Source organism: Actinomadura alba (genome assembly GCF_014323705.1).
Classification (GTDB): domain Bacteria; phylum Actinomycetota; class Actinomycetes; order Streptosporangiales; family Streptosporangiaceae; genus Actinomadura_C; species Actinomadura_C alba.
Map to the genome: position 1 here is coordinate 39,563 of NZ_JABVEC010000007.1, position 15,502 is coordinate 55,064.

Here is a 15,502-nt window from a genome sequence, read left to right on the forward strand (position 1 = left end):
GTATGGGCACCACCGTGGGCCGTGGTCATCGCTGCCGTGCCGGGCCCATGCGTGCCGGGCCCATGCGTGCCGGGCCCATGCGTGCCGGGCCCATGCGTGCCGGGGCCATGCGTGCCGGGGCCATGCGTGCCGGGCCCGCGCGTGCCGTCGTGCCCCGCGGCTCACGCCGTACGATTCCCCGCGATCCGCTCACGCGTCGCGCAGCCGGAGCAGTTGCCCACCGATGAAGAGTGCCGCCGCCGCCCAGGCCGCCAGTACGCCGAGGCCCGCCCATGGGCTCAGGGGCAGGTCGGTGAGATCGGTGGTGGCCTGAACGGCGAGCCCGGCGTTCATCGGCGAGATCTTCCACAGCAGCCGCTGCCAGTCCGGATCGCTGATCATGCTGCCGATGATCGGGAGGAGGTAGAGCACGCCGAGCACGGCCCCGATGGCTGCGGCGGAGTCCCGTACGGCGGCGGCGATGCCGAGGCTGAGCAGGGCGATGAGGACGAGGTAGAGGACCGAGCCTGCGGCCGCGCGCAGCGTCGGTGCGTCGGCCAGGGACAGAGGAGGGTAGCCGTGCGCGGGGGTGAAGCCGTTGCCGGGCAGGATGAGCCGCCCGGCCAGCACGGACGCGAGCACGGCGATGGTCCCCGCGGCCAATGTCAGGCCGGTGAGGATGGCGGCCTTGGCGGCCAGCACGGTGGCCCGGCGCGGCATGGCGGTGAGGGTGGTGCGGATCATGCCGGTGCTGTACTCACCGCTGATCGCCAGTACGGCCAAGATGGCGACGATCGCCTGGCTCACCTGGATGCCCATGAGGCTGAGCTTGGCGGCATCGTAGTTGCAGCGTGCCGACGGACAGGTCACGGTCGCGGCCGCCGCGGCGCTCACGGCGACGGTCAGCGCGACGACGGCGAGCAGGAGTCGGCCGGCGCCCGCCACGGTGCGCAGTTTCGTCCATTCCGCGTGCAGTTCCGGTCTCATGCGTCTCTCCGGCGTAGCAGGAAGACGGCCGAGCCGAGAGCGAGCGCGGTGTAGCCGCAGAGTACGGCGAAGCCGGCCCACGGCGCCAGCGGGTAGTAGCCCATCTGCGGCGCGTAGTGGCTGATCACCTGCGGGTACTCCGGAATGCTCTGCTGGATCGCGAAGGCGGCGGCCGGAGTGAGCCGCAGCAGCCACTGCGCAGCGCCCAAGGGCAGGATCGAGGTGGTCGCGAGAATGTAGGGCACGACGATCACCACGATCGCGGTGACGACCGCGGCGACACTGCGCCGGAACAGGGCGCCGAGCGCGAGGGCGAAGACGGCGGCGACGGCGAGCAGCGCCGCGGTGCCGACGATGACCCGCAGTTCGGTGAGCAGGGTCACCGGGAGGATGTAGTTGCCGTTGGAGCGCAGGATCCGCGTGCAGATCGGAACCGCGACGCCGGCGGCGGCCAGCCCCGCGACGAAGGTGACCGTGCCGATCACGATGGCCTTCGCCGCCAGCACCCGGCCTCGCCGCGGGCCGGCGAGCAGGGTGGTGCGGATCAGGCCCCGCCGGTATTCGGCGGTGATGAACAGCACCGCCACGACGATCACCACGATCAGCCCGGCGAACGCGCCGCCGAGGGTGCGCTCGATGGACTGGCCGCCCTCGGCCCCGAGCGGTCCGATGTCGCCGGTCCCGGTCACGGTCAGCGTGCCGCCGGACTGCTCAAGCCCGTTCGGGCGATGGAAACGCTCCCAATCGGTCATGCCGGGACCGTCTCCCACCTCGACGCGGCTCCACGCGCCGCCGGCCGCCTTGGAATGCAGGCTGACCTGGTCGAAGACCGCCGTGGTCTGGGTGAAGCGCACCTGTCCTGTGCTCCCGCCGAGCCCGACCCGCTCCACCGTCAGATCGCCCGGCGAGTTGACGAAGAGCCCGACCCGTACGGTGGCCGACAGCCCGGCCAGGCGAGCCGTGCCGACCTTGGTCCACTGCTTGCCGTCCGTCGACTCGTAGCCGGTCAATGTGTCACCGGAGCGGGTCAGCCGCAACCATCGCGGGGACGCCGCCGAGACACCGCCCGGCCGGCCGGCCGTGTCGTGGGTGAAGTTGTTCTGCATGCGCACCCCGTGCTTGCCGGTGAGCATCACCGCCGCGTAGGCCGAGCCCTGTTCGGTGCTCTGCTTGACGATGATCCCGGCCTTCGCCCACGGCACCAGGCCGGGGACGATCTCATCGTGATCGGGCGGGGGGTAGGTGATGATGCCGGTCATGGAGGTCAGGCGGGCGGTGATGCTTCCGTCTCCGGCCAGTGGCTGGTGCACGAAGTAGAACCTGTCGTTCACCGCTTCGCCGCCCGGCCCCACGGGAGGACTGGGGCAGGGCCCTTCGGGGCATGACGAGTGGCTGCCTGACGCGGTGAGCAGCCCGAGCAGCACGGTGGCCAGCGCCGCGACGACCACGGCGAGCACCCAGCCGCGGACCGTACGGAATTTGGTCCATTCCGCGCGCAACAGGTAGGCCAGGCCGCCGCGCTGGGCCCGCGGGACCGAGCGGGAGGGGATAGTGGTATTCATCGCCGCGCCTCCTGTCCGGAGACGGCGCGGAACTCGGCCGCGTCCCGGGTGAGCTCCAGATAGGCATCCTCGAGCGTCGCGCGGTGGGCCGCCACCTCGTGGAACGGCACCGTCCTCGCACCGAGGAGCGCCGCCACTCTCTCGGCCGCCAGCCCGGACACCGTCAGCGTGTCGTGGCCGAGGGCGGCGACGGTGGCCCCCTCGTGCTCCAGCACCCTCGCCGCCTCCGACGGCGCCGTGGTTCGCAGCGTCACCCGGTCGCCGGATACCGCGGCCAGCAGCTCCGCCACGCCGGCGTCGGCGATGACCTTGCCGCGCCCCACCACCACCAGATGGGCGGCGGTGTCCTGCAGCTCGCTCATCAGATGGCTGGACACCAGTACGGCGCGGCCCTGCCCGGCCAGCTCTGCCAGGAAGCCGCGCATCCACACGATGCCTTCGGGATCCAAACCGTTGAACGGCTCGTCCAAAATGATCACGGGCGGGTCGCCGAGCAGTGCGGCGGCGATCCCGAGCCGCTGCCGCATGCCCAGCGAATAGCCGCCCGCCCTACGCCGGGCCGCCTCCCGCAGACCGGCCTGCTCGATCACCTCATCGACCCGCTCGGCGGTCAGCCCCTGAGAATGCGCCAGCCACAGCAGGTGGTTGCGGGCGGATCGGCTCGGCTGCAGCGCGGCGGCGTCCACATGAGCTCCGACGTGGCGCAGCGGGTGGCGCAGGCTCCGGTACGGCCGCCCGCCGATCAGCGCGCTGCCTTCGTCGGCCGCGTCCAAGCCGAGGATCACCCGCATCGTGGTGGACTTGCCCGCGCCGTTGGGGCCGACGAAGCCGGTGACATGCCCCGGCTTCACCGTGAATGACATCCCGTCCAGTGCCACGATCGGCCCGAAGCGTTTGTGCACATCGTTGACCTCGATGGTCGCTTCCATGTGGTGGTCCCTCTCGTTGCGGCTTCGCGTTCGTGAACCGGTTGTACGGATCCGGCCATAACCTGGGCCGAACAGGGGCCGTCATTCCGCTGTTAGGTCCAGGGCTGCATCCTGGAGGCCGGGACCGGTGCCCCGCCTCGGCGGCGGGCACGCGCGCGGGACGAGAGAGGACCGATGGGAAAGCGCCTGATGCGTCGTCTGGGCGACGCTCTCTCACTGCCGCGCCGCACCGTACGACTGCGCTTCACCGCCCTGTACGGTTCTCTGTTCCTCCTGTCCGGCGCCGGGTTGCTACTCATCGCCGGCATCGTGTTCAACGGGTCGGCGAGCGTCTCCCAAAGCGCGCCTACCGGGCCGTACGCCGGTCGGCCGGTCCCACCATCGTCGGCGCAGGTCCAGGCCCACATCGAGCGGCTGCAGGAACAGTTGTCCCAGGCGCAGGCGACCGCATCGCGTCAGTTCCTGGTGGGATCGGCGGTGGCGCTGGCCGTCATGGCCGTGGTGTCCGTCGTGCTGGGCCGGATCGTCGCGGGCCGGGTCCTGCGGCCGCTGCGGACCATGACGGCGGCCACCCGGCGGATCTCCGCGGACAACCTGCACGAGCGGCTGGCCGTGCCGGGCCCGGCCGACGAGGTGAAGGCCCTCGCCGACACCATCGACGGCCTGCTGGAACGGCTCGAGGACGCCTTCACGGCGCAGCGCCGTTTCGTCGCCAACGCGTCCCACGAGCTGCGCACCCCGCTCGCCACCATGCGGGCGTCGCTCGACGTCGCGGTGGCCAAACCCGAGCCCGTACCCGCGCAGACCATCGCCCTCGCCGACCGGCTGCGCACCGAACTCGACCAGGTCGACCGGCTGCTGGAAGGCTTCCTCACACTCGCCCGTACGGAACACGGCGCGCTTGCCGACCACACGACGCTCTCGCTCGGCCAGGTCGCGTCCACGGCTCTCGCCGCCCGCTCCGCCGACCTCACCACCAAGGGCCTGACCACGCGGGTGGCCGGCGGCCGCGACGAGGCGTGGGTCCGCGGAAGCCGGACCCTTCTGGCGCGGATGGTCGAGAACGTGGTCGACAACGCGATCCGGCACAACGCCGATGGGGGCTGGATCCGCGTCGCCACCGAGACCGACGCCACGACCGCACGGCTCGTGGTCGAGACCGGCGGCCGGCTCCTCGACCAGCGGCAGGTCGCGGAGCTGGGCCGGCCGTTCCACCGGCTCGGCGCGGACCGGACCGGCTCCGACGGCGGGTCCGGCCTCGGGCTCTCCATCGTCGCGGCCATCGCGAGGGCGCACGGCGGCACTCTGGACCTGCGCGCCCGGGACGAGGGCGGTCTGCGGGTCGGCATCGCACTCCCCCGCGCGGACCGGGCGGCGGAACACCCGGGCGATCGGCCGACGGGCCGTACGTCCTCCGCGGGGACGCCGGCGTGAGGGTCCTGGTCGTCGAGGACGCCCGGTCCCTCGCCGACGTTCTGGTCGAGGGCCTACGCGACCAGGGCATGGCGGTCGACGCCGCGCACGACGGGCTCGAGGCCGCGGCCAAACTCGACCTCAACGCCTATGACGTGGTCGTCCTTGACCGTGACCTGCCGGGCATCCACGGCGACACGCTCTGCCAGATGATCACTGACCGGGACGACCGGGTCATGGTGCTGATGCTGACCGCGGCCGGAGCGCCCGGCGACCGCGTCAGCGGCCTGGGCCTCGGAGCCGACGACTATCTCGCCAAGCCGTTCCACTTTCCCGAACTCGTCCTGCGCATCCGCGCCCTCGCCCGCCGCCGGCCGTCCGTACGGGCCCGCGTTCTGCGCGCGGCGGGGATCGAGCTCGACCCTCTGCGGCGTACGGTCACCCGCGACGGACGTCAGGTCGACCTGTCGGTCAAGGAGTTCGCCCTCCTCGAGGCGCTCCTGCGCGCCGGCCCCGCGTTCCTCAGCTCCGAGGACCTGCTCGAGCAGGTCTGGGACGAGCACGCCGACCCGTTCACCAACACCGTCACCGTCACCATCGGCCGGCTGCGCCGCAAGCTCGGCGACCCACCGGTGATCATCACAACGCCGGGCGTGGGCTACCGCATCACCGCCCCACCCGCAGACGAAGGCTGACGCTTTGCCGCGGCAGCTGGGGCGGAGCACCCAACGCGGGCGGCGGCCTTGTCCTTCCGCTCGGTGGTGGATGCGGCCGGGTCTGGCTCGGCGGTGACGCGGGCGGAGGTCTGTTCGCCCAGGTCGTTACGGCCTCAGCGGCTCAGCGCGGTCTCCTGCTCCACACGCGACAGTTTCTCGGGATTGCGTACGAAGTAGAACCCGGTGATGAGGCCGTCCTCGACCCGCATCGCCACGACGGTGTCGAGCTCTCCGTTGCGCCGCATGATGAGCCCCGGGTAGCCGTTGACCTGGACCGGCTCGACCGACGCCTCGGCGCCGAGCCTGTTCAAGCCGGCGCCCAGCAAACGACCCACCTTGCCGGCCCCCACGATGGGCCGCGGCACAGTCTGCTTGAGTCCACCACCGTCACTCAAAAGGACGACGTCCGGCGCGAGGATGTCGAGCAGGTTCTGCAGGTCGCCGGTTTCGATCGCCCGCTGGAACGCTTGGAGCGCGGCTCGGGTATCAGCGGGGGAGACGACGTCGCGTGGTCGGCGCGCGGCGACGTGCGCCCGTGCCCGGTGGGCGATCTGGCGGACCGCGGACGGGCTCTTGTCGACGGCTTCGGCGATCTCGCCATAGGCCAGATCGAACACCTCGCGCAGCACGAACACCGCCCGCTCGGTCGGCGCGAGCGTCTCCAGCACCAGCAACATCGCCATCGAGACACTGTCGGCCAACTCGACGTCCTCGGCCACGTCCGGAGCGGTCAGCAACGGCTCGGGCAACCAGGGACCGACGTAGGACTCCTTGCGCCGGCCGAGCGTACGCAACCGGTCCAGCGCCTGCCGGGTGGCGATCCGCACCAGGTACGCACGCTGATCTCGCACCGTGCCGAGATCGACACCCACCCACCGCAACCAGGTCTCCTGCAGCACGTCTTCAGCGTCAGCCGCCGAACCGAGCATCTCGTAGGCAACGGTGAACAGCAGATTGCGGTGAGCGACGAACGCCTCGGTGGCGGCGTCCACGCGGTCGCCACGATCGAGCGGCCCGGCTGTGTCCGTTGTTCGTTCGCTGCGCTCGCTCATGCCCGACTCCTGCCTGTTCGCCCTTAATTGTGCTCCACGCACAAGACGCCGGCCCCCACCGCTTTGTGACACCCACGATCGGTGGCGCACGTCACATGACCGCTGCTGTCACAGGGATCGGATCGCCCACGTCTCGTGCTTGTCAGGACGCCGCACGAACGATCCGCGCGGCACGCAACACCACGAGTAAGGACGAAGTCTTGGTAACCACGAAGGCGCAGGCCCCTGCGGTCACTTCGCGCCGCTGGGCCGCGCTGTTCTTCATCGGGTTGGCCCAGCTCATGATCGTTTTGGACGCCACCGTCGTGAACATCGCGCTGCCGTCGCTCCAGCGGGACCTGGGGGTCTCCGACGGCGACCGACAGTGGATCATTACCGCGTACACGCTGGCGTTCGGCAGCCTGCTGTTGCTCGGCGGCCGGATCGCCGACTACACCGGCCGCAAGCGGACCTTTCTGATCGCGCTGCTCGGCTTCACCGGCGCGTCGGCGCTCGGCGGCGCGGCGGCCAACTTCGAGATGCTGCTGATCGCCCGTGCCCTGCAGGGCGGCTTCGGCGCGCTGCTCGGGCCGTCCGCGCTGTCGCTGCTGACAGTGATGTTCACCCAGCCGAAGGATCGCGCCAAGGCGTTCGGGATCTGGGGTGGCATCTCCGCCGCGGGCGGCGCGATCGGGCTGCTGGCCGGAGGGGCGCTGACCGAATACCTGGACTGGCGCTGGTGCCTGTACGTCAACATCCCGATCGCCCTGATCGCGGCGATCGGCGGGTACGCGATGCTGGCCGAGTCGCGGCACGAGGGCAGGGCCCGGTTCGACATCCCCGGCGTGCTGCTGGTCACCGGCGGGCTGGTCGCGGTCGTGTACGCCACCAGCCGGGCCGAGTCCGACGGCTGGGGCTCGGCGACGGTCATCGGCCTGCTGGCCGCCGGCGCGGCGCTCCTCGCCGCGTTCGCCTTCGTCGAGAGCCGGGTGCCGCAGCCGCTGCTGCCGCTGCGTGTGATCGCCGACCGCACCCGCGGCGGCGCCTACTTGGCCGTGGGCCTGGCCGTCATCGGAATGTTCGGGGCGTTCCTCTTCATGACCTACTACCTGCAGGTCGTCAAGGGATACTCGCCGATCAAGACGGGCGTGGCCTTCCTCCCGATGGTCACGGCGGTCCTGATATCGGCCGGCGGGCTCACCACCCGGCTGCTGCCCAAGCTCCCGCCGCGGACGCTGATCGTACCCGGCATGCTCATCAGTGCCCTCGGCATGCTGTGGATGCTCACCGTGGAGCCCGGCACCGCCTACGCCGGCGGCGTGTTGGTCACGGGGCTCCTGTTCGGCTTCGGGGCGGGCATGATCCTGCCGGTGGCCCTCAACTACGCCACCCACGGCGTCGACCCGGGCGACTCGGGCGTAGCCTCGGCCAGCGTCAACACCGCGCAGCAGATCGGCGGTTCGATCGGCACCGCGCTGCTCAACACCATCGCCACCAGCGCGACGGTGGACTACCTGGCCTCGCACGGCACGAGCCCGGCCATCGCCAAGCAGGCAGTGGTGGAAGGCTTCGCGGCGGCCAGCGCCTGGGCCGCGGGGATCATCTTGGTCGGCGCGCTGATCGTCGCCGTCCTGATGAACACCCCGCGCCCCAAGCACGAGGCCGTCGCCGAGGACGCCGAGAGTGTCGAGCCGCTGCTCGCACTGTAGGTTCTCACCGCTCGTGTCACTCGACGTCGTCCACAACGATCAGTCTGGAGCCCTTCTTCATGAGCGTCATGGACGGCCTCCTTGATCGTGACCCGCTTCCGGGGAACCGACAAAAGTCGCCCCCACACAGAGTGACGAAAGGGCCCCGGAGCAGCAAGCTCTGGTCAAACGCGCATGCATGGGGTTTGGTGAAGGCCCCGATATGCGTTTAGGTCGCGAGTTCTGCGTAGTTGTCTCCCACCGATCTCCACAGCCTGCCCCTCAGCCCCTGGGCCGGTCTTGGCGTCACCGCCGGGTGGGCCGCCGCCGCGCTCGTGGCCGGCGGCCTACTGCTACGCAAACGCGACGCCTAGAGAACCCGTGCGGCCCGGCTCAACCCACCTAGCTGACGCGCGCGTCCGGATGCGGCAGCCGGGCCGGGGCGGCCGTGCGGTATTCGAAGTGCCACCACTCGTTGTCGTAGACGCGGTAGAGCCCGTACCGCCCGCCGTGCTGTTCGAGCCACCGCGCGCCCTCGGTCGGCCGGACGTCGAGCGCAAGCCCCCGCACATGGCGGGACTCCTGCGGTGGCAGCACCCGGCGCCGCGCCGCGGACACCGAGCCGGTGCGCCGCACCTCCTCAGTGAAGATCCGGTGCTGTTCCGCCGCATCGCGATATCCCGAAGTGAGACCGATCAACTGCCCATCGCGCCAGAACGCCTCGGCCCGCGCATGCGTGAACGCCGTCAACACCTCCGCTGCCAACCCACGCAGATCCTCGGCGGGAAAACGCAGACCCAACGCCCACTGGCACGCCAGGAAACGAGCGCGGCCCGGTCCGCAGCAGAAGGCGACCGGCACCAGCAGCACCCCGACAAGCCGAGTGACGGCCGCCAAGACACGCACTCTGATCACCAAGGGCGGATTCACCACAACTCACCACCCAAGGATCAAGCCGCACGCAGAGCCTCGGTCGGCGAGAGCCGGGCCGCGCGCAACGCGGGCATCAAACCGGCGACCGCGCCGATGACAACAGCCGAGCCGACACCACCCACCCACGCCTCTGCGGGAACGACGACCGCCCAGCCCTTGACGCTGGCGTACACCGCGGTCGCCACGGCGCCGGCGGCCACGCCGGCCACACCGCCGAGGACCGCCAGCATGATCGCTTCCGACAGGAACTGTGTGCGGATCTGTCCCCGGGTCGCGCCGAGCGCGCGGCGCAGGCCGATCTCCGAGCGGCGTTCGAGGACGGAGATGATCATGATGTTGGCTACGCCTACCGCCCCTACGAGCAGGGCCACCACGCCGAGTCCGAGGAACAGGCTGTTGAACGCTCCCTTCGCTGCGGCACGCGCGGTGAGCGCATCGGAGGGCTGGCTCACGTCGACCTCGTTCGGCGCCTCGGGATTGGCGGTTTGCGCGAGCACCGACTGCACCTCGCCGACCGCGTCGGTCTTCGACCGTACGTAGAGCGTGCTCGGCGGGCCGTCTGCCAGCTTGCCGCGGGCCATGCTGGTGTGGCCGAGGTAGCGCCGCGCCGCCGGGTATCCGACCAGGGCGCTTGTGTCGATGTCCGGCGCGAGCGTCGCCGGGGTGAGAGTCCCGGCGACATAGAACCACTGCCCGTCCAGCCACACTCGCTGCCCGGGATGGACGCGGCTGATCCCCAGTCGCTCCGCGGCAGCCGCGCCGAGCACGACGGCAGGCTGCGTCGCTGTCGCCTCGTTGAGCCAGCGGCCATGGGCGACGCCGGCGCCGGCCACCCGCGGCAGGTTCAAACTCGCCGCCTGGACCTTCAGCCCGTTGGTGTTGATCGGAGGTATCAACGGGCTCCGGTACACCTTCGCGTCGCTGACCGTGCCGGTATGTGCCACCTCCTCGACGGACCCGAGCCGCGACACCCGGGCGGGCGCGGCGACCGGCATGACCGCTTCCTCCTGGGTGAAACTCTGGCCGGTCTTGGCGGTCAGCAGATTTGTGCCGAGCCGGTCGATCTCCGCCAGCAGACCGGCCTGGGAGGACGACGACAGCCCGAGAACCGCGACGATCGCCGTGGTGCCGATCGCGATCCCGAGCGCGGACAGCCCCGCCCGCAGTGGCCGGGCACGCAGCCCGGCGCTCGCCACCCGGGCCTGGTCTCCGGCGCGCAAGCGTGCCGGCACGAGATGGGATGGGATCCGCATGTCACTCCGCCTTTCCTGGCCTGCTGTACGCACCCGAGCCGGCGAAGGAGGCGCCGCTGTCGTCGGAGATGATCCGGCCGTCCAGAACGTGCAGCTGGCGAGGCAGCCGTGCGGCCAGGTCACCGTCGTGCGTGATCATGATGATCGTCGCGCCATCGGCGTTGAGCTCTCGCAGCAGCTCGAGGATCGAGGCTCCCGTAGTGCTGTCGAGGTTGCCCGTCGGTTCGTCGGCGAGCACGATCGCCGGCCTGCCCACCAGTGCGCGGGCGATGGCCACGCGCTGGCGCTCACCTCCGGACATCTTCGTGGGACGGAAGTCGCTGCGATGCGCGAGCCCGACACGATCGAGTGCGTCGGCGGCACGGCGCCGTCGCTCGCCGACCTCGACGCCCGCGTACAGGAGGCCGTTCGCGACGTTCTCCAGGGCGGTGGAGTGCTCGGCCAGGAAGAACTGCTGGAAGATGAACCCGATGCTGCGGGCGCGCAATGCCGCGAGCTGCCGGTCGCCGAGCCCCGCCGCGTCGACTCCGTCGATCCGGATCAACCCGTCCGTGGGCCGCTCCAGCGTCCCCATGACGTGCAAGAGCGTCGTCTTCCCTGACCCCGACGGCCCGACGATGGCGACCAGCTCACCATGCCGGACGGTGAAGCTCACGCCCCGCAGCGCGGGCACGGGTGGCTGTCCTCCGTAGATCTTGGTGACGCCTTCCAGCTCGAGCGCGGGAGCCTGGCCGTGTTGATCGTGAGTCGTGTTCATGAGGCCGGCACCACCACTTGATCGCCGGCGGACAGGTCCCCGGATACCTGCACGAGCCCGTTGTCGTTATCGAACATGCCGAGCGTCACGGGAACCAGACGGCGCCGCCGGCTATCCGCCGGGTCGGCCACCTCGACGACGTAGCCGCCTCCGGCCTTGCCCATGAGCGCGGTGACCGGGACGGTCAGCGCCTTCTTGACCCCGTCGGTTGTGATCTGCACCTGAACCGGGGCCTCATCCAGTTTCCCCGCGTCCTTGGGGCGCGTGAGCGTGATGTACACCGGGATCGTGGAGCTCGACGAGTCCTTCTTGTCGTCACCGGATTTCGCGACCGTCCCGATGCGGCCCACCCTGCCCGGGGTCGTCCTGTTGTCCGGAAGCGTGATCTGGGCACGGTCACCGACCTTGACCTGGGACTGCTGACCGGGGTCGAGTTCCACCGTCACCTGGCGTTTGGCCGAGGTGGACTGGGCCACCTGGGCTCCCGGCGCCGCCCGCGTTCCGGCCTTGGCCATCGCCTTCGTCACCAGGAGCGGACCGGGCAGGAATACCGCATCCCCGAGGGCCAGTCTCCCGGTCTCCTCGACGCCCAGCTCATCCTGCAGTTCGGTGACCGCCTCCGCGGTCTCCGATCCGTAGTAGTCCGAGTCGGGATCGAGCTCGGACTTCTCGGCGTACCCGAGCTTCACGAGGTTCTCGTTGAGGTCGCGCACCTCGCGTCCCTCGTCGCCCACCGACAGAGCGCGGTAAGCCGGTGTGTCGCCGCAGATCAGCACCACCGGTTTCTCGTCTACCCGGTACAGGGTCTTGCCGCAGCCGATCTCCTTGCCCTCGCTGGGGACCCAGGTGTAGATCCCCTTGGCCTGGTTGACCACGGCGTACGGGGTCCCGTCACCATGGGCCGCGTACGAGAGCGTCCCACTCTGCGTTACCTGCGTGGACAGCGGTCCTTCCCGTACGGCCGCCAACGAGGTGCCATCGGTCGAGGACGCTTGGGTGTCCCCGTCATCGAAGGGATCCATGACGGCGGCGGCGACACCCGCGGCGACCAGCAGCACCAGGGCCCCCGTCGCGGCGAGCACCTTCCGACCGCGCCGGCGCGGCTTCCGGCGGTCCGGAACCGGGATGCCGGGGGCGGTGTCCTCGGCACCGGGCATACCGGAAGGCGCCTCATTGACTTCGGTGCTCAACCCCCACCACCCGACGGCCGCAATGACTGGCATTTCTGCTCCGCGGCCTTGAACTGCGGCGAGTTGAGATTGAGGTCACCGAGGTCCAGTGCTCCGCCCTGCGGGTCGGGGAACTTGGGCACCCCGTTCTTGCGCATGCACTGCGCGTACTTCAGCATTCGGGCCTGCGCGGCCGGGTCCTGCCGGGAGGTCCATCCCGGCGGCCGCACTGACTCGCATTTCTGCCCCGCAGCCTTGACCTGCGGCGAGTCGGGATCAACGGCCCCCGGATACGGCATCCGGAACTTCGTCCCGTCAACGGGGTCAGGCCACTGCGGGACTCCGTTCTGGCGCATACATTGCGCGTACTTCACATACTGGGCGTTGCCCTTACCAGCGGCACCACCGCCCGCCGCCGCACTCGAACCGCCGCCCGCCGCCGCACCCGAACCGCCGGAAGAGCCGTCCGATCCACCGCAGGCCGCGAGCACCGGCAGGAAGATCGCGAGCGCCACCAGCGGCAGCGTCAGGGTCCGTTTCGGCTTCGCCTTGGACATGTCATGGTCTCCTTCGCGTCTGCGGATGGGCGCTGGAGGCCATTTCTAGGCAACGGGCGGTCACACCACGGTCAGAGCTCCTGTGACCCGGCTGTGACCGCGGCAGTGGTTACTCTGACCACACGATGAGAGTGCTGGTGGCCGAGGATCACGCCGAGCTCGCGGCCTCCGTGGCCAGAGTCCTGCGCCGCGAGGGAATGGCCGTCGACGTGGTTCACGACGGCGAGGCGGCCATCGAGCGGACCTCGCTGCTGGAGTACGACGTCGTCGTGCTCGACCGGGACCTGCCCGCCGTCCACGGCGACGAGGTGTGCCGCACGCTGGTGAGCCGGACGCGCCGTACCCGTGTCCTGATGCTGACCGCCTCCGGCACGATCGCCGACCGGGTGTCGGGCCTGAGCCTCGGCGCCGACGACTACCTGCCGAAGCCGTTCTCCTACGCCGAGCTCGTAGCCCGGATCCGGGCGCTCGGCCGCCGAGCGCAGCCGGCGCTGCCGCCGGTCCTCATCCACGGTGATCTGCGACTGGATCCTGCGCAGCGGATCGCGACCCGGGCGGGAATGCGCCTGGCGCTGAGCCCGAAGGAGTTCGCGGTTCTGGAGTACCTGCTCGGCGCCGACGGCCGTGTCGTGTCCGCCGAGGAACTGCTGGAACGGGTGTGGGACGAGATGGCCGACCCGTTCACGACCACCGTCAAGGCCACGATGAACCGGCTGCGGTCCAAGCTCGGCCCGCCACCGGTGATCGAGACCGTCCAGCAGGGCGGCTACCGGATAGGTGAAGCCCATGCGCCTTCGTGACCTGCTCCGCCCGCGCGTCTCCGCTCATCTGTCCCTCCGGACCGTGCGCATCCGTCTCACGGCCTTGTACGGCGCACTGTTCACGATCTCCGGTGCGGCCCTTCTCACGATCACTTACTGGCTCATGCGCCGCTCCAAGGCGGGTCTAGTAGTCATTGCATACGACGACAGTGGGCCGGAAATCCGCGAGCATCTGAAGCGAGTCCGGGAAGCACAGCTGCGCGAGCTACTGACGCAGTCCGGGATCGCTCTCGCGATCATGGTGGTGATCTCGATCGCGCTGGGCTGGCTGGTCGCCGGACGTGTCCTGCGGCCACTGCGCACGATGACGGCCACGATCCAGCAGATCTCCGCCCGTAACGTGCACGAACGGCTCGCCGTCACAGGACCCCGCGATGAGATGAAAGACCTCGCCGACACCGTCGATGGCCTGCTCGGCCGTCTGGAGACCGCCCTCAACGCGCACAAACGCTTCGTCGCCAACGCCGCACATGAACTGCGCACGCCGCTCACCCTGGAGCGTGCGCTCCTCGAGGAGACACTCACCGACCGTGGGGCCACGCTGGAGTCCTACCGGGCGACCTCGGAGCGATTGCTCGCGATCAGCAAGGACCAGGGGCGGCTGCTGGAAGCCCTGCTCACGCTGGCCAGCAGCGAGCGTGGTCTCGACCGCCAAGAGCCCTTCGATCTGTCCGATCTCGCCAGTCAGGCCCTCGACTCATCACGCCTCGAGGCGGACGCACGCGGCGTGCGCATCTATACCCGGATCGAGACCGCCCCGTCCGCGGGCGACCCCGCGCTGGCCGGACGCCTGGTCGCCAATCTCGTCGACAACGCCGTGCACCACAACGTGACCGGCGGCCACGTGGAAGTCGCGACCGAAACCAGGGCCGGGCGAGCGTTCGTCTCGGTGGTCAATACCGGACCGGTCATCCCCCCGCAGCAGGTCGGCCGGCTCTTCGAGCCCTTCCAGCGGCTCGGCGAACGGACCGCGCGCAGCGATGGCCACCACGGCCTCGGCCTTTCGATCGTCCGCGCGATCGCGACGGCGCACGGCGCTGACGTCACCGCACACGCGCGCCCGGGCGGCGGCCTCTCCGTCGAGATCTGCTTCCCCGCAAACAGTCGCGCCCAGGTGCCAGTACGCGCACATACCTGACAACCCGCGGCCACGCGGCCTGCATACGATCCCGGCCGCGCCCGCGACCTCCTCACCCGGGCAGCGGCCGACGCCGAACCACGCGGACAGGTGACACCAGAGCAGATCGCCAGCCACCCATCGAGGGTCTCAACACCATGTCGAATACGACAAGTAGCCGAGACAGATGAGAACTGTAGGGTCCACGTTTCGATGAGCAGCGCCTGCTGGGGATTTCGCGGATTCCAGCCTGGTTGAGCAGCTTCACGTCCACGGATCTTGAGCAACGGATGGACGTCGGGTGACCGGACGTCCATCTACTCGCGGTGGATCCCATTCTGGTGGCCGTCCAGAAATGGAGGCGTTGGCGTGCGGAGACGCCGCGGGGGCCACCCGCCAGGGTGCGTCGGCTTTGTCCGGTGGGCTACGCTTTGCGGCGATGATTACCGGGACGGCATTGCGCCACACACGGTTTGGTGACCCGGTGCTCTTCTGAGCGCCGTACGGGCCGGTGCGGGCCCGCTGTTCGATCGAGGATCTTGCGCTGCTGCGCGGGCTCCGCCTCCGTCGTGTTGATCACAGGCTCGACA

At 70.1% G+C, this 15,502-nt stretch carries 14 protein-coding genes; 5 read left to right on the forward strand and 9 right to left on the reverse strand.

The window, feature by feature from the left end; genetic code table 11:
• Window positions 1-189: 189 nt before the first annotated feature.
• Genes HKK74_RS11535 through HKK74_RS11545 form a run of 3 tightly spaced genes read right to left on the reverse strand, consistent with a single transcriptional unit; the run spans window position 190 to window position 3,457 of the window.
• A complete protein-coding gene (locus HKK74_RS11535) occupies window positions 190-966 on the reverse strand; it encodes an ABC transporter permease subunit (protein ID WP_187243152.1) in 777 nt (258 codons plus the stop codon).
• Window positions 963-2,528 (reverse strand): ABC transporter permease subunit, encoded by a 1,566-nt coding sequence (locus HKK74_RS11540; RefSeq protein WP_187243153.1) that lies wholly within the window; start codon window positions 2,526-2,528, stop codon window positions 963-965. Before HKK74_RS11540 ends, HKK74_RS11535 begins: the two co-directional genes overlap by 4 nt.
• Complete coding sequence (locus HKK74_RS11545; RefSeq protein ID WP_187243154.1) at window positions 2,525-3,457, reverse strand: ATP-binding cassette domain-containing protein; 933 nt, start codon at window positions 3,455-3,457, stop codon at window positions 2,525-2,527. The genes HKK74_RS11540 and HKK74_RS11545 overlap by 4 nt, the downstream gene beginning before the upstream one ends.
• 174 nt (window positions 3,458-3,631) lie before the next feature.
• Here HKK74_RS11545 and HKK74_RS11550 point away from each other — a divergent pair, with 174 nt between their 5' ends.
• Both HKK74_RS11550 and HKK74_RS11555 read left to right on the forward strand, forming a co-directional pair.
• Window positions 3,632-4,891 carry a HAMP domain-containing sensor histidine kinase gene (locus tag HKK74_RS11550; protein ID WP_246491465.1) on the forward strand — a complete coding sequence of 420 codons (1,260 nt, stop codon included), beginning with the start codon at window positions 3,632-3,634 and terminating at the stop codon, window positions 4,889-4,891.
• A complete protein-coding gene (locus tag HKK74_RS11555; protein ID WP_187243155.1) occupies window positions 4,888-5,565 on the forward strand; it encodes a response regulator transcription factor in 678 nt (225 codons plus the stop codon). The genes HKK74_RS11550 and HKK74_RS11555 overlap by 4 nt, the downstream gene beginning before the upstream one ends.
• 134 nt (window positions 5,566-5,699) lie before the next feature.
• On the opposite strand, the gene HKK74_RS11560 is transcribed toward HKK74_RS11555, so the two are convergent.
• Window positions 5,700-6,638 (reverse strand): RNA polymerase sigma-70 factor, encoded by a 939-nt coding sequence (locus HKK74_RS11560; protein WP_187243156.1) that lies wholly within the window; start codon window positions 6,636-6,638, stop codon window positions 5,700-5,702.
• 95 nt (window positions 6,639-6,733) lie between these two features.
• On the opposite strand from HKK74_RS11560, the gene HKK74_RS11565 reads away from it, so the two are divergent.
• Window positions 6,734-8,326, forward strand: a complete 1,593-nt coding sequence (locus HKK74_RS11565; RefSeq protein WP_187243157.1) for an MFS transporter — start codon at window positions 6,734-6,736, stop codon at window positions 8,324-8,326.
• Window positions 8,327-8,707: 381 nt separating this feature from the next.
• Here the strand turns inward: HKK74_RS11565 and HKK74_RS11570 are convergent, their stop codons facing one another.
• The 5 genes from HKK74_RS11570 to HKK74_RS11590 are packed head-to-tail and all read right to left on the reverse strand — an operon-like array spanning window position 8,708 to window position 12,974.
• Complete coding sequence (locus tag HKK74_RS11570; RefSeq protein ID WP_312881421.1) at window positions 8,708-9,211, reverse strand: M15 family metallopeptidase; 504 nt, start codon at window positions 9,209-9,211, stop codon at window positions 8,708-8,710.
• A 44-nt stretch (window positions 9,212-9,255) separates the two neighbouring features.
• Window positions 9,256-10,491 (reverse strand): ABC transporter permease, encoded by a 1,236-nt coding sequence (locus HKK74_RS11575; protein WP_187243158.1) that lies wholly within the window; start codon window positions 10,489-10,491, stop codon window positions 9,256-9,258.
• A gap of 1 nt (window position 10,492) precedes the next feature.
• Window positions 10,493-11,248 (reverse strand): ABC transporter ATP-binding protein, encoded by a 756-nt coding sequence (locus HKK74_RS11580; protein ID WP_187243159.1) that lies wholly within the window; start codon window positions 11,246-11,248, stop codon window positions 10,493-10,495.
• Window positions 11,245-12,438, reverse strand: coding sequence for a peptidoglycan-binding protein (locus HKK74_RS11585; protein ID WP_187243160.1), 1,194 nt, complete (start codon window positions 12,436-12,438; stop codon window positions 11,245-11,247). The genes HKK74_RS11580 and HKK74_RS11585 overlap by 4 nt, the downstream gene beginning before the upstream one ends.
• The gene (locus tag HKK74_RS11590; RefSeq protein WP_187243161.1) at window positions 12,435-12,974 is read right to left on the reverse strand and encodes a hypothetical protein; all 540 of its coding nucleotides are present in this window, start codon (window positions 12,972-12,974) and stop codon (window positions 12,435-12,437) included. Before HKK74_RS11590 ends, HKK74_RS11585 begins: the two co-directional genes overlap by 4 nt.
• 125 nt (window positions 12,975-13,099) lie before the next feature.
• On the opposite strand from HKK74_RS11590, the gene HKK74_RS11595 reads away from it, so the two are divergent.
• Together HKK74_RS11595 and HKK74_RS11600 are read left to right on the forward strand one after the other, a co-directional pair.
• A complete protein-coding gene (locus HKK74_RS11595; RefSeq protein ID WP_187243162.1) occupies window positions 13,100-13,774 on the forward strand; it encodes a response regulator transcription factor in 675 nt (224 codons plus the stop codon).
• Window positions 13,761-14,933, forward strand: coding sequence for a sensor histidine kinase (locus HKK74_RS11600; protein WP_187243163.1), 1,173 nt, complete (start codon window positions 13,761-13,763; stop codon window positions 14,931-14,933). The genes HKK74_RS11595 and HKK74_RS11600 overlap by 14 nt, the downstream gene beginning before the upstream one ends.
• The last annotated feature ends 569 nt before the right edge of the window (window positions 14,934-15,502 follow it).